10 protein-coding genes, 2 tRNA genes and 2 pseudogenes are annotated in these 14,064 nt (G+C 66.1%); 4 read left to right on the top strand and 10 right to left on the bottom strand.

Translation table 11 applies throughout. From position 1 onward, the window contains the following. Positions 1 to 380: 380 nt before the first annotated feature. From AC1DBQ_RS15930 to AC1DBQ_RS15905, 6 genes and pseudogenes are all read right to left on the bottom strand, one after another. Positions 381 to 998 (bottom strand): mycothiol-dependent nitroreductase Rv2466c family protein, encoded by a 618-nt coding sequence (locus AC1DBQ_RS15930; RefSeq protein ID WP_476929429.1) that lies wholly within the window; start codon positions 996 to 998, stop codon positions 381 to 383. A 73-nt stretch (positions 999 to 1,071) separates the two neighbouring features. Continuing rightward, positions 1,072 to 2,358: pseudogene (gene clpX, locus AC1DBQ_RS15925) on the bottom strand (ATP-dependent Clp protease ATP-binding subunit ClpX); the annotation flags it as partial. A gap of 131 nt (positions 2,359 to 2,489) precedes the next feature. Continuing rightward, positions 2,490 to 3,149, bottom strand: a pseudogene (locus AC1DBQ_RS15920) (ATP-dependent Clp protease proteolytic subunit). Positions 3,150 to 3,187: 38 nt separating this feature from the next. Continuing rightward, positions 3,188 to 3,826, bottom strand: a complete 639-nt coding sequence (locus AC1DBQ_RS15915) for an ATP-dependent Clp protease proteolytic subunit (RefSeq protein ID WP_476929431.1) — start codon at positions 3,824 to 3,826, stop codon at positions 3,188 to 3,190. 239 nt (positions 3,827 to 4,065) lie between these two features. Next, positions 4,066 to 5,460: a trigger factor gene (gene tig, locus AC1DBQ_RS15910; RefSeq protein WP_476929428.1), complete on the bottom strand. Its 1,395-nt coding sequence runs from the start codon at positions 5,458 to 5,460 to the stop codon at positions 4,066 to 4,068. Between the two features lie 67 nt (positions 5,461 to 5,527). After that, positions 5,528 to 5,602 (bottom strand) — tRNA-Pro (locus AC1DBQ_RS15905). Positions 5,603 to 5,732: 130 nt separating this feature from the next. On the opposite strand from AC1DBQ_RS15905, the gene AC1DBQ_RS15900 reads away from it, so the two are divergent. Beyond that, a tRNA-Gly gene (locus AC1DBQ_RS15900) sits at positions 5,733 to 5,806 on the top strand. An 88-nt stretch (positions 5,807 to 5,894) separates the two neighbouring features. Here the strand turns inward: AC1DBQ_RS15900 and AC1DBQ_RS15895 are convergent. The 3 genes from AC1DBQ_RS15895 to AC1DBQ_RS15885 form a co-directional block, all read right to left on the bottom strand. Next, positions 5,895 to 6,842: an Fpg/Nei family DNA glycosylase gene (locus AC1DBQ_RS15895; protein WP_476929427.1), complete on the bottom strand. Its 948-nt coding sequence runs from the start codon at positions 6,840 to 6,842 to the stop codon at positions 5,895 to 5,897. Next, entirely contained in the window at positions 6,842 to 7,333 is a 492-nt protein-coding gene (locus tag AC1DBQ_RS15890) for a ribose-5-phosphate isomerase (protein ID WP_476929426.1), read from the bottom strand. Before AC1DBQ_RS15890 ends, AC1DBQ_RS15895 begins: the two co-directional genes overlap by 1 nt. Before the next feature lie 214 nt (positions 7,334 to 7,547). Further along, positions 7,548 to 8,549 carry a hypothetical protein gene (locus AC1DBQ_RS15885; RefSeq protein WP_476929425.1) on the bottom strand — a complete coding sequence of 334 codons (1,002 nt, stop codon included), beginning with the start codon at positions 8,547 to 8,549 and terminating at the stop codon, positions 7,548 to 7,550. A gap of 495 nt (positions 8,550 to 9,044) precedes the next feature. Here AC1DBQ_RS15885 and pepN point away from each other — a divergent pair, with 495 nt between their 5' ends. Together pepN and AC1DBQ_RS15875 are read left to right on the top strand one after the other, a co-directional pair. After that, positions 9,045 to 11,600, top strand: a complete 2,556-nt coding sequence (gene pepN / locus AC1DBQ_RS15880) for an aminopeptidase N (protein ID WP_476929424.1) — start codon at positions 9,045 to 9,047, stop codon at positions 11,598 to 11,600. A gap of 80 nt (positions 11,601 to 11,680) precedes the next feature. Next, entirely contained in the window at positions 11,681 to 12,160 is a 480-nt protein-coding gene (locus tag AC1DBQ_RS15875; protein ID WP_476929423.1) for an OsmC family protein, read from the top strand. Positions 12,161 to 12,181: 21 nt separating this feature from the next. Here the strand turns inward: AC1DBQ_RS15875 and AC1DBQ_RS15870 are convergent, their stop codons facing one another. Further along, positions 12,182 to 13,195, bottom strand: a complete 1,014-nt coding sequence (locus AC1DBQ_RS15870; protein ID WP_476929430.1) for an NAD-dependent epimerase/dehydratase family protein — start codon at positions 13,193 to 13,195, stop codon at positions 12,182 to 12,184. Between the two features lie 101 nt (positions 13,196 to 13,296). Here AC1DBQ_RS15870 and AC1DBQ_RS15865 point away from each other — a divergent pair, with 101 nt between their 5' ends. Continuing rightward, entirely contained in the window at positions 13,297 to 13,956 is a 660-nt protein-coding gene (locus AC1DBQ_RS15865; protein WP_476929422.1) for a mechanosensitive ion channel family protein, read from the top strand. Positions 13,957 to 14,064: the final 108 nt, after the last annotated feature.

Genomic DNA, 14,064 nt, shown 5'->3' with positions numbered 1-14,064 from the left:
CCTCACGACGTTCACCGAAGGTGAATCCGAGCTTTGGGCCMCTATTTTTGCGCAGCCCCTAATTTTGGGCAAAGGGGAAGCCCCATCAGCGTTAGCCGTTGGTGGGGCTTCGACTTTTCGATTGTCACGTGACGTCTTAGACAATCTGGCGGGATCCTTAGATTTCCAGGTCTTCCTACCTCGTCACTGGTAGCCATCATCTGACTTTGCCGAAGGCTGCGTCGGATGAGTGTCACTGAATCTTTGGTTCCTGCGTCCCTCTTCTTTCGAAGTGGGTAAGTTCCATTGTTCTCCTCGACCCCGCCATGCACAAGAGGCCGGGAAGAACTACATCGCAGTAATTCTCCCCGGGCTCCCGAGGCCGGCGGTACCGGCCGGGCTCAGTCGAAGACGGGGCTTTCGGTCCGGCTGCGCTTGATCTCGAAGAAGTACGGGAACGACGMCAGGGTCACGGTGGCGTCCCAGAGGCGGCCGGCCTCCTCGCCGCGCGGGATGCGGGTCAGGACCGGGCCGAAGAACGCGGTGCCGTTGAAAGCTACCACCGGCGTGCCAACGTCCTGGCCCACCAGCGAGATGCCGGCCTCGTGGCTGGCGCGCAGCTGCGCATCGAACTCCTCCGACTGGCCGGCCGCGGCAAGTTCGGCCGGCAGTCCGGCCTCGGCCAGGGACTTGGCGATGATCTCGTCGATGTCTTTGACGCCTTCGTTGTGGATCTTCGTGCCCATGGCGTCGTAGAGGGGTTTGATGTACTGGGCACCGTGCTGCTCGGCGGCGGCCGTGATGACGCGAACGGGAGCCCACGCTTTCTTCAGGAACTCCTTGTACTGCTCGGGCAGTTCCTCGCGGCCCTGGTTCAGCACGGCGAGGCTCATCACATGCCACTCGGTCTTGATGTCGCGGACGTCTTCCACTTCGCCGATCCAGCGCGAAGTGACCMAGGCGAAGGGGCAMATCGGGTCGAACCAGAAATCGGCCTTGTTGGGAGCGGTTTCAGACACAGGCGGTCTCCTCAGGAAAGTCTTCKGGGCATGGCGCACTCAGGGCGCACCAGTGACGTGTAGCGATGAAMTAAGCGGATTTATTCCGACGCTTGGCCACGACGTCGTGGGCGATCATCGTGGGCTGCGACTTCTTGGCCACCACATCGGCCGTGATCACTACGCTCGCGATGTCGTCGCGGCTGGGGAGGTMGAACATGACCGGAAGCAGCACTTCCTCMATGATGGCCCGGAGCCCGCGGGCCCCTGTCCCGCGTTCCAGCGCCTGGTCCGCGATCAGGTTCAGGGCCTCTTCGTCGAAGATCAGCTCCACCCCGTCGAGCTGGAACATCTTCTGGTACTGCTTGACGAGCGCGTTCTTCGGCGTCGACAGGATCTGGATGAGCGCTGCACGGTCCAGGTTCGACACGGTCGTGATGACGGGCAGACGCCCGATGAATTCGGGGATCAGGCCGAACTTGAGCAGATCCTCGGGCATGACCTCGCCGTAGGAATCCGTGGTGTTCTTGACCTCGTTGAGCGGGGCGCCGAAGCCGATGCCCTTGCGTCCGGAGCGTGAGCCGATGATGTCCTCGAGCCCCGCGAAGGCACCGGCCACGATGAACAGCACGTTGGTGGTGTCGATCTGGATGAATTCCTGGTGCGGGTGCTTGCGTCCGCCCTGCGGCGGGACCGAGGCGACGGTGCCTTCGAGAATCTTCAGGAGCGCCTGCTGCACCCCCTCACCCGAGACGTCCCGGGTGATGGACGGGTTTTCGCTTTTGCGTGAGATCTTGTCGATCTCATCGATGTAGATGATGCCCTGCTCAGCCTTCTTGACGTCATAGTCGGCGGCCTGAATGAGCTTAAGGAGGATGTTCTCGACGTCCTCGCCGACATAGCCGGCCTCGGTCAGGGCCGTGGCGTCGGCCACCGCGAACGGGACGTTGAGGCGGCGGGCCAGGGTCTGGGCCAGATAGGTCTTGCCGCAGCCGGTGGGGCCGATCAAGAGGATGTTGGACTTGGCGATCTCGACGTCATCGTGGTGTACGCCGTCGGCAAKGCTGCCGCTCTTCGTCGCGTGGCCGGCCTGGATCCGCTTGTAGTGGTTGTAGACAGCGACGGCGAGCGACCGCTTGGCGGGTTCCTGTCCGATCACATATTCCTGCAGCAAATCGAAAATCTCGCGGGGCTTGGGCAGTTCGAAACTGCCGAGGTCAGCTACTTCCGCGAGTTCTTCTTCGATGATCTCGTTGCAGAGTTCGATGCACTCGTCGCAGATGTAGACGCCGGGCCCGGCAATGAGCTTGCGAACCTGCTTCTGGCTCTTTCCGCAGAAAGAACACTTCAGCAGATCAGTGCTCTCGCCAATCCGAGCCATGTGTGAACCCCTTTAGTAGCTTGCTGCTGGCTGTGACATGTTCCACTCTAGGTCACTTTGGGCCTGTTAGGTGGAAAGCGGACGCCGGTGCGGCCATGTGAAGGTGCCGCACCGGCGTCGCGTTGTGCTGATTAGCGCGTGATGGCCTGGGGCTTGATCTTGCGGGAATCGAGCACCTGGTCAATGAGTCCGTACTGCATGGCCTCGGCGGCGGTGAGGATCTTGTCCCGCTCGATGTCGTTGTTGACCTGTTCCGGGGTCCGGCCGGAGTGCTTGGCCAGCGTGTCCTCGAGCCAGGAGCGCATGCGCATGACCTCGGCGGCCTGGATCTCCAGGTCTGAGGCCTGCCCGCCCTGCCCGCCGGACAGTGACGGCTGGTGGATCAGGACCCGKGCGTTCGGCAGCGCGAGGCGCTTGCCCGGCGTGCCGGCGGCGAGGAGCACGGCGGCGGCGCTGGCTGCCTGGCCCAGGCAAACGGTCTGGATCTCGGGCCGGATGTACGTCATGGTGTMGTAGATCGCGGTCATGGCGGTGAAGGAGCCGCCCGGGGAGTTGATGTAGAGCGTGATGTCGCGGTCCGGGTCAGTGGACTCGAGGACCAGGAGCTGYGCCATCACGTCATCCGCCTAGGCGTCGTCGACCTGGACGCCCAGGAAGATGATGCGGTCCTCGAACAGCTTGGTGTACGGGTCCTGTCGCTTGAAGCCGTAAGGGGTGCGCTCTTCGAACTGCGGCAGCACGTAGCGGCTGCCCGGCAGGTTACCGGCAGTCGAACCGAAGTTGTAGTTCATGTTCATTGCTCCTGAATTCATTGCTGTCTACGTGCCGGTCAGTTCTCGGTGGCTGTCGCAGCGCCGCCGCCGTTGCCGGAGCCATTGGCGTTGGTTCCGCCGCCGCCGGCCACGKAACCTGCGTGCGCGGCGATCTTGTCGAAGAAGCCGTATTCCAGGGCTTCCGGGGCCGTGAACCACTTGTCGCGGTCGTTGTCCTTGAGGATGGTGTCCACGGTCTGGCCGGTCTGGTCTGCGGTCAGCTCGGCCATGACCTTCTTCATGTGCAGGATCAGCTCAGCCTGGATCTTGATGTCCGACGCCGTGCCGCCGATGCCGCCGGAGGGCTGGTGCATCAGGATGCGGGCGTTGGGGGTCGCGTAGMGCTTGCCCTTCGTGCCGGAGGAGAGCAGGAACTGGCCCATGGACGCGGCCAGGCCGGTGGCCACGGTGACCACGTCGTTCGGGATGAACTGCATGGTGTCATAGATGGCCATGCCGKCGGTGACGGAGCCGCCGGGAGAGTTGATGTAGAGGTAGATGTCCTTTTCAGGATTCTCCGCCGAGAGCAGCAGGAGCTGCGAGCAGATCGCGTTGGCGTTCTCGTCGCGGACCTCGGAGCCGAGCCAGATGATGCGCTCTTTCAGCAGGCGGTTGTAAATGTAGTTATCCTGGGCTGCCGGATCGACCGTGGCCATCCGGGGTGCCCCTGCGTGCTGTGACATATGTACTTACCTCTCGCTGGCGACGGTGACGTCACTGAACGACATCACTGAACTTTCCTACATGGACACTAACGGTTTTCACTGCCCGTTTGTGCGCAGGCGCAGGGCTGTTCGCTGACGGCGCACGATTGCCGGGAGCCTGCCAGCCGGGTCCCGGGGACTTAAAACAAACGGCCCCCGGATCGGTGATCCGGGGGCCGTCAGCGGCAATGCTAGAACTTCACTGCTGCGGGGTCGTCGCTCGGCGTGGCGTCGGCGGCAGCTGCTTCCTCGGAAGCCTCTTCCTCAACGGACTCAGCCGCCGKGGCAGCCTCGTCGCCGGGGCGGACGAAGTCGCTCAGGTCAACCTTGTTGCCTTCGGAGTCGGTGACCTCGGCCTGGCCCAGGACGACGGCCAGAGCCTTGCGGCGGCGGACCTCGGACACCATCATGGGGACCTGGCCGCTCTGATCGATGATCTGAGCGAACTGGTTCGGGTCCATGCCGTACTGGCTGGCGGTGGTGACGATGTAGTCGATCAGCTCGTTMTGGCTGACGTTGACTTCTTCCTTTTCGGCGATGGCGTCAAGGATGATCTCGTTCTGGAAAGCGCGCTCGGTGTTGGCCTTGACCTCGGCGCGGTGCTCCTCGGTGTCGTGCTCGCCTTCACCGTGGGCGTTTTCGGCGTTGAAGTGCTGCTCGAGCTGCTCTTCGACGATCGATTCCGGGACGGGAACCGCAACGAGCTCAACGAGCTTGTCCAGGACCTTGTCGCGGGCCTCGACGCCCTGCTCTACGACCTTKGACTCGGCAGCCTGCTTGGCGAGGTCCTCGCGGAGCTCGGCCAGGGTGTCGAATTCGCTGGCCAGCTGGGCGAAGTCGTCGTCGGCGACGGGGAGCTCGCGCTCCTTGACGGCCTTGACGGTGACCTTGACCTGGGCCGACTCGCCGGCGTGTTCGCCGCCCACCAGGGTGGTGTCGAAGATGGCGTCCTCGTCGGCGCTGAGGCCCGTGACGGCCTCGTCGAGGCCTTCGAGCATGGTGCCGGCGCCAACCTGGTAGGACAGGCCTGCTGCGGAGTCAACTTCGGCGCCGTCAATCGAAGCKGCGATGTCGATCGTCAGGAAATCCTTGTCCGCGRCCGGGCGGTCCACGGTCTTCAGGGTGCCGAAGCGGCCGCGGAGCTCGTCCAGGGCCTTGTCGACGTCGGCGTCGGACGACTCGGCGGCGGCAACCTCAACCTTGAGGCCGGCGTAGTCGGGCAGTTCGATCTCGGGGCGGACGTCAACCTCGGCGTGGAACTTGAGCTCACCGTCGGTGGCGGACGGGTCCGGAACCTCGGTGATTTCGACCTCGGGACGGCTCAGGGGGCGGATGCCCGTTTCCTGCACGGCAGCCTGGTACCAGCCGTTGAGGCCTTCGTTGATGGCCGTCTCCAGGACGTAGCCGCGGCCAACGCGCTGGTCAATGAGCTTGKAGGGGACCTTGCCCTTGCGGAAACCGGGGACCTGGATCTGCGAAGCAACAGTCTTGTATGCCTCTGCGATGCTGGGCTTCAATTCCTCAAAGGGGACCTCAACATTGAGCTTGACCCGCGTGGGGGTGAGGTTCTCGACAGCGCTCTTCACAGTCTAAGTACTCCTGGTGTGGGGGAATGGGGTTCTGCATTGCCACGGACTGGCAGTGCTTGCAGAGTCGGGGTGACAGGATTTGAACCTGCGACTTCCTGCTCCCAAAGCAGGCGCTCTAGCCAAGCTGAGCTACACCCCGTAAGTGCACAGAACAGTCTACGGTCATACTGTGCCGATTTGCACATTTGACACCGGGGCCCTGCATTAGGTTTAGTTGTATCCGGCTTGAACAGCCGACCGGAAGTTTGCTGGAAATCCAGCATCACCCCGGGGACGTAGCTTAATGGTAAAGCCTCAGTCTTCCAAACTGATTACGCGGGTTCGATTCCCGTCGTCCCCTCCACCACAGCCGTCAGGCACACAAGAAAGCCCCTCTCCGGAGGGGCTTTTTTCATGCGCGGCCCAGTGGAATCCGCTCAGGTGGAATCCGCTCAGGCCTGCTGGCACTGCGGGCACCAGTACAGTTTCCGGGCTCCCAGTTCCGTTAGCGCCACAGGGGTGCCGCAGTCGCGGCAGTCCAGTCCGTGCCTGCGGTAGACGAAGTGCGCCTCATCAGGGTCCGGAAGGACGTCCGGCTGCCCGTCCCAGTACCGGGGCGGCGTCGTAATAATCCGGCCGTCCCGGACGCCGTCGGACATCATCGCCACGGTGTCGTCCCAGAGACGGCGGGCCGCGTCAGGTGACAGCCMGGCCCCGGGAAGCCAGGGATTGAGGCGCTGCCTGAACAGCAGTTCGGCGCGGTAGACGTTCCCGACGCCGGCAATCACCTTTTGGTCCATGAGCAGGGTTGCCAGGGGCGTGCGTCTGCCGGCCACGGTGGCCGTGAAGGCGTCGCGGTCCCCCGGCAGGTTGCGCAGCGGGTCCGGGCCAAGGCGGCCGAGGACGCCGTCGGCCTCATCCCCGGTGATCGCCTCACAAGTGGTGGCGCCGCGCAGGTCCGCCCAGCCGTGCCCGCTCACCAGCCGGACGCGGACGGCGCCCACCGGGGCCGGCGGCCCTGCGTATGCAGACGCGGGTGCAGGGACAGCAGCAGGCGCGGCGTCCGCAGGAAGCGCGCCTGCCGGTGCGTCGCCGTCGTCGTACACCTCCCGCTCCCCCACTTTCCGGGGCGCGCCGATGCTGGATGCGCCGCGGAAGGTGTCGTCCCCGCCGAAATCCCACGCTCCATAGAGGCCCAGGTGGACGTGCAGGACCAGGCCGTGGTCGAACTCGAGGAACAGGTGCTTCCCGTGGGCGGTCGCGGCCGTCATGACGTGCCCGTCCAACAGCGMGGCACCGGGCGCGAACCGTCCTTGCGGGCTCGAGACGCTCAGCTTCTGGCCCGCGAAAACGTCACCGAACTGGCGTGCCAGCCGGTGGACGGAGTGCCCTTCCGGCACTACTCGACAACCTCGCCGGTGCGCTCGTAGATGGCAATCTTGCCGATCCKGCGGACGTGGCGCTCGTCGTTGCTGAACGGCTCGGCCAGGAAGGCCTCGATGATGGCTGTTGCCTCGTCCACGCTGTGCTGGCGGCCGCCGACGGCAACCACGTTCGCATCGTTGTGTTCGCGGGCGAGCTGGGCCGTGGACAGGTTCCAGGCCAGGGCGGCGCGCACGCCCTTGACCTTGTTGGCGGCAATCTGCTCGCCGTTGCCGGAACCGCCCAKGACGATGCCCAGGGCGCGGGTGCCGGCTTCCTGGTCGGCGACGACGGCGAGGGCGGCATTGATGCAGAACGACGGGTAGTCATCCAGGGCGTCGTAGACCTTGGGTMCGTGATCCACCACCTCGTAGCCCTTGGCGCTGAGGTGGCTGACGAGGTGGGCRCTGAGCTCCATGCCGGCGTGGTCGGTGGCKATGTGCACGCGCGGGAAGTCAGAAAGGGTCACGGCGATTCCGTTCAGTTGCGGCGCCGGGGGCGGCCGGGGGCGGTTGGGGGCTGTTCCAAGCCTACTAGGCCGGGCCTTTCGGGGCGGCGCCGGACCGCGCCGGGCTCCGCACTGCACTGACTTGTTACAGCACTTGTTACAGCACTTGTTACAGCACTGTCGCGTGACAGCGCTGTGTTACATCTTCGTCTCAGAGCTGTGTCACCGGGCCGTGTCACACGGCGGGTGCATCGCCGTTTCGCCGGGCCCTGTCCGCGACCCGGGAAAGCGTGCGGGCAATGTTGTCCGCCRAGKCGGCACTTCCGCCGCTTACGGCCAGCCGCCGGCCGTCCAGGCGGTCGACGACTACCGCGGGCCCGCTGCTGACCAGCAGCGCCGTGGTGTTGCCGTGGATCCGGTACCCCCACCCGCCGTAGTCGGCAGCCCGGACATCCCGGGGCGTGGCAGCGTMGATGGCCGCGGCCGGGACGTCCATGACCCGGACGAACCCCGCCRCGAAGACCCGCAGCCCGCTGCGGTCAACCCGGATCCGGGCAAACAGGAACGCCGCCGTCACCAGGGCCGCGGCCACCAGGAGCGCAGCCAGCCAGGGGACGGCAAGGGTGAGGAGGGCCGCGGGCAGCAGTGTCGCGATACCKAGCATGACGAAGATCGAGCTGCGGGCGTGCACCCAGAGGCTGATGCGGTCCCTGGCCAGTTCCGGATCCTGTTCCCGCTCGAGGGCCTGCCGCATGGCGAGGTCGTCATCGACGGACCAGCGTTCGTCGGCCTTGAAGACAAAGCCCATCACGACCCCCAGCCCCAAGGCCGCTCCGCTTCCGAGGGCCAGGACCGTGACATCAACGTGGGACTCGCGCGCGTCGGGCAGTCCCATTTGGCCCACGAGCACAGCGGCGAGGACCGTGGTGATGAAGAGGCTCATGGAGAACCCGGCGCCCATCATGATGCGGCGCATCATCGCGGGGCGGGACAGCGGCACGGCCTGAAGCAGCACGGCCCAGCCCACCACCACGATCAGCGCCGCGCCGGCGCCCGCGACGGCGGTGAACGGCGCGAAGTCGGCGGCACCGGCGTCGGTCCAGCGGACGGCCAGCGGCTCGGGCAGGTCCGGCCGGACCAGCAGCGCACACACTACGAATCCGGCCGCCAGCATGAGGGGGAAACCGATGGCAAAGCGCAGCGCCCTGACGTCGACTGAGTCCCGAAACTTTCCCATACTCCAACGCTACCCCCGCCGGACCCGCCGCGATCCTGGGACGTGTGCGCAGGTCAGGAGGTCGATGCCCGCCTCACAGCACACTCACTTGACACGAATGGTCGCTAAGGGGTGTGGTGTAGCGGCCATCTGCGACAAATCGATGGAGGGAGTGCTGGCGGACTTCAGGGAAGCACCCGGATTGAGGCTCAAGCACACTCGGGCAAACTACCCGCCCGGTTCCGACCGTCCGCCACCGAGGTCCGCGGCTGAAGCCKACACAACGCAGTTMTCGCCACGCCACCCCAACCGCACTCATCCGACAAGAATGGCCACCGCATCGGCTTAGCGGTCGTTCTTGGCAACTCGTGGACTGGGTGCAGGGCGCCGGGGAAAGACATTGGGACCGGGATKCCTTGCCATCGGCCGCTGACGTGAAAGAATAATTTCACAGTATCGCCGGCGGCTGCGGCCGGTCGGCAGTATCCGACTCTTTTGGAGGCCCCCTTGCCCGGTATGAACCTGACCCGCKCCGAAGCCCGCGAGCKCGCCGCCCTGATCGACGTCGAGTCCTACGAGGTCAGCCTGGACCTGACACGCGGCGAGAAAGTCTTCGGGTCCACCACGGCCGTGAAGTTCACCGCCAAGCCGGGGTCTTCGACCTTCATCGACGCCGTGACCCACGCCGTGCACAGCGTGAGCCTCAACGGCCGCGAACTGGATCCGGCAGAAGTCTCAGACGGCGTACGGATCCAGCTGCCGGAGCTGGAGGCCGAGAACCACCTCCTCGTGGTCGCGGAGGCGCCCTACATGAACACCGGCGAAGGCCTGCACCGCTTTGTGGATCCGGTGGATAACGAGGTCTACCTGTACACGCAGTTCGAGGTCCCGGATTCGCGGCGCATGTTCGCCGTGTTCGAACAGCCCGACCTGAAGGCCAGCTTCACGTTCACCGTCACGGCCCCCTCGCACTGGGACGTGGTCTCCAACTCCCCCACTCCGGTGCCGGTGGAGACCATCCCCGGCGAGGACGGCAGCGCCCGCTCCGTCTGGGAATTCACGCCCACGCCCCGGCTCTCCTCTTACGTCACGGCCCTGATCGCCGGACCGTACCAGTCGGTCCGCAGTGAGGTCACCTCGTCGGAGGGCCGCGTCACCCCGCTGGGCATCTTCGCCCGCAAGTCACTCATGCAGTACCTGGATGCGGACAACATCTTCGAACTCACCCGGCAGGGCTTTGAGTTCTTCGAGGCGCAGTTCGGCTGCCCGTACCCGTTCGAGAAGTACGACCAGCTCTTCGTGCCGGAGTTCAACGCCGGCGCCATGGAGAATGCCGGGGMCGTCACCATCCTGGAAGGCTACGTCTTCCGCGGCAAGGTCGCCGACGCCCAGGTGGAGCGCCGCGCCATCACCGTGCTGCACGAGCTCGCACACATGTGGTTCGGCGACCTCGTCACGATGCGCTGGTGGAACGATCTCTGGCTCAACGAGTCCTTCGCCGAGTACATGTCCCACCTGGCCGCCGTGGAGAACACCGAGTTTGCCCACGCCTGGACGACGTTCGCCTCCATGGAGAAATCCTGGGCCTACCGCCAGGACCAGCTCCCCACCACGCACCMGATCTTCGCCGAGATCAACGACCTCCAGGACGTCGAGGTGAACTTCGACGGCATCACCTACGCCAAGGGCGCCTCSGTGCTSCGSCAGCTSGTSGCCTGGGTGGGCCCGGAGGAATTCATGTCCGGCGTCCGCGAGTACTTCAGCAAGCATGCCTGGCAAAACACCGAGCTCAGCGACCTCATGGCCGAACTCGAGAAGGCCAGCGGCCGCGACCTGGAAAAGTGGGGCCAGCTCTGGCTGGAGACCGCCGGCGTCAACACGCTGACGCCGGAAATCACGGCAGAGGCGGACGGCACCATCAGCTCGTTCGCGATCGTGCAGTCGGCGGTCGAGAGCGAGCCGACGCTGCGGCCGCACCGCCTCGCCGTCGGCTTCTATGACCTCAACAGCGCCGGCAAGCTGGAGCGCGTCCACCGTGAGGAGCTCGACGTCGACGGCGAGCGCACCGAGGTTCCCGCCCTGGCCGGGCTTGCCCGGCCAGACCTGATCCTGCTCAACGACGACGACCTCGCCTACGCCAAGGTCCGGCTCGATCCGACGTCCCTCACAACGGCCACGGCCCACCTCAAGGACTTCAGCCAGAGCCTCCCCCGCACCTTGGTGTGGGGCTCGGCCTGGGACGCGGCGCGCGACGGCGAAACCCCGGCCCGTGGCTACGTGGACCTGATCCTGGCCAACATTGCCGAGGAATCCGATTCCTCCGTGATCCTGGTCCAGCTCCGCCAGCTTGCCACCACGCTGGCCTTCTACGTGGCTGAGGAGCACAAGGAAGCCACMGCCGTGGCCGCGGCCGACACCCTGTGGGACCTGGCCTCGACCGTGCCTGCCGGCTCCGACGCCCAACTGCAGTTCGTGAAGTCCTACGCCCTGCTGGCCCGCAGCGCCGGGCAGCTGGATACGGTGTCCGGGCTGCTGGACGGCTCCCGCACCCTCGACGGGCTGACCGTTGACCAGGACCTGCGGTGGGAATTGCTGGCGTGCCTCGTGGCAGGTGGCCGCGCCGGAYAGGAGCGGATCGACGAGKAACTCGCGCACGACAACACCTCCAACGGCCAGAACGCGGCAGCCCTGGCGAAGGCGGCCATTCCCACCCCCGAGGCCAAGGCCGAAGCCTGGGAATCGATCGTGGTCAAGGGCGATCTGTCCAACGCCCTGCAGGGCTCGGCCGTGACCGGTTTCACCCGGGTCCTGGACACCTCGCTCCTGGAGCCCTACGCCGAGAAGTACTTCGAGGCCGTCCMGGAGATCGTGGCCAACCGCACCCACGCGCTGGCCCAGCAGATCGTCGTCGGGCTCTACCCGGCCCTGCTCACCACACAGGCCACTGTGGACCGGACCGATGAGTTCCTGGCCTCGCTGCCGGAAGACAGCTCCGCGCTGCGCAGGATGATGCTGGAAAACCGCGACGGCGTGGTCCGGTCCCTGCGCGCACGCCAGGCCGACGTCGGCTAGGACGCGTTTTCCCGGAGTCCCGGCGCCGCCCTCCGGCGGCACCGGGACTCCGGCATTTTAAGCGCCACTAAACTGGCGTCATGAGCCTTGACGAACACCGCTACGCGCTGACTGTCCGCTGGACCGGGAACCTCGGGTCCGGGACGTCCTCCTACCGCGGCTACTCACGGGACCACGACGTCGAGATCCCCGGGCTGCCGGTGCTGCGCGGCTCGGCCGATCCGACGTTCCACGGCGACCGCCAGCGCTACAACCCCGAGCAGCTCCTCCTGGCGGCGCTCTCGCAATGCCACATGCTCTCTTTCCTGCACGTGGCCGTGAAGCATGGCGTGGTGGTGACCGGCTATGAGGACCGGGCCGAGGGGCTGATGCGGACCAACCGGGACGGCAGCGGCCAATTCGAGTCCGTCACGCTMAAGCCCCGCGTGACGGTGGCGGAGCCTGCGGCCCCAGAGCTTCTCGAGGAGCTCCATGCCGAGGCCAACAAGGTTTGCTTCATCGCCCGCAGCGTCAACTTCCCCGTGCTGCACGAGCCCGTCCGCGTGGCGGAACCGGCCTGATCGCGCCCAGGCGGCAGCAGCTCAGGCGGGCTGCGCCCGGTAGGCGGCCAGGAGCGTCCGCTCCGTTTCCTGGCGCAGGCCGGCCTTGCGTTCCCGGGTAAGGCCGCGCCGGTGTTCGTCATCGAGGGTGTCGCGCAGGGTCTGTGTCCAGGGCCGCAGTCGCAGCCCGGCGCTCCGGGCGGCGCTGTTGCTGCGGGCCGAGAAGCCGTCATGACCTGGCGGCAGCCACAACGGCAGCGAGTCGGGCCCGGCCCAGTAGTTCACGCCGTGCCCGGCCAGCCATTCCCCCGGGGCCGCCACCGTCCCGGCCTTCCCGCCGGTCAGCTGCCGGCATGCTTGCAGATAGGCGGCAAAYGGCACCGGCTCGCCGACGGCGTTCAGGGCCCCGGTGACGTGTGACTCCGCCGCGGCCACGATCCAGGTGGCGAGGTCCCGCACATCGATGATCTGGGTGGAGTCGGCGGGGATGTCAGGGACCAGGACCGGAGTGTCGTCCCGGGCGAAGCGGGCGGGCCAATACCCGTACCGGTCCGAGCCGTCACCGGGTCCGCCGATCAGCCCGGCGCGGCACAGGTGCGCCTTGTCCCCTGCCAGCGCATGCGCCCACTGTTCAATCGCGGACTTGGCGTCGCCGTAGTTTTCCATCGTGAGTGCCGTGCCCGGGGCCAGTGGCGGGAGCACCTGCGCATCTTCGGCCGCGMCGGCAACCGAATGGTCCGCATAGACCGAGCAGCTGGAGACGACGGTCCGGTGCCTTGCCGTGCCGGCCAGGACTTCCAGCGCCTCGCGGGCCCGTGTGGGATCCCGCGCGACGTCGATCACGGCGTCCCATCCGACGTGGCCGGGCCGGCCTGCCGCCACGGGCGCGTAGGAGGCCTTCCCCTGCGAGCGGTCGGCACGCACCCAGACGGTTCCGCGGGGCGGGGCGGCACTGGTTCCGCGGGCCAGGCAGGTGACCTCATGTCCGGCGGCCAGGGCCTGCCGGGCTATTTCGGCGGAGAGGAAGGCGGTACCGCCAAGGATGAGGATGCGCATGGGTGCCACGGTACGGCGCTAATGTTGAAGGGGAACAGAGTGTTATGCGGCCGGCGAACGCCGTCCCCATAGCTAACAACTGCAAGGAGCAAGCCCTACCGATGTACAGCATGACAGCCGTTGATCCCATCACGCCGCCGGACATTTCGGCCGTCAACCTGCCGGGAGTCCTCATCAGCATCGGCGTCGGCGTTGCGGTGTGGCTGGTGGCGTCCTTCGTGATCTCCGGGATCACCAAGCGCGTCGCCGAAGGCAGCACCTTCTTCAAGAAGCGGCACTTCCGCTGGGTGACTCCCGCCCTGCGGGCACTGGACCACGAACGCCGGGTCCAGCGCGCCAACACGATCGGTGCGCTGCTCAGGAGCGTGGTCGGCGTCCTGGTGGCCGCTCTCACCATCATGTACGTGCTCAAGAACCTGAACGTCGACATTGCACCGCTGCTGACCAGCGTCGGTATCCTCGGTATCGCCATCGGCTTCGGCGCCCAGCAGTTGATCCGCGACTTCCTGGCCGGCATCTTCATCACTCTCGAGGACCAGTACGGGATCGGCGACATCATCGAGACCTCCGAGGTAGTGGGCGTCGTGGAGTCGATGAACCTGCGGATCACCCGGGTCCGCGCGGACGACGGCACCATCTGGTACCTGCGCAACGGTGAAATCCTGCGCGTGGGCAACCGTTCCCAGGGCAACTACATCGCACCGGCCGCCCCGCCGGTCGACGAGGCCGATTCCAGGCCGCAGCAGCAGGCCGGAGAATAGAGAAATGACGATTCCCAGCGCCGGTGAACCCCGGCAGCCCCGCCAGTTGCTGCAGAACGATCCGTTCAGCCAGCCCGGCTACACCGACAACTTCTACGACGCCGACGC

It is taken from the genome of Arthrobacter sp. 10T413_2, from assembly GCF_056394205.1.
The sequence above is the reverse complement of the archived record's forward strand: the minus strand, read 5'-3'. Positions and strand labels throughout refer to the sequence as shown.

Bases quoted from the DNA above. Each gene is read 5' to 3' on its own strand.
- AC1DBQ_RS15865 (WP_476929422.1), top strand. From the start codon at position 13,297: ATGTACAGCATGACAGCCGTTGATCCCATCACGCCGCCGGACATTTCG.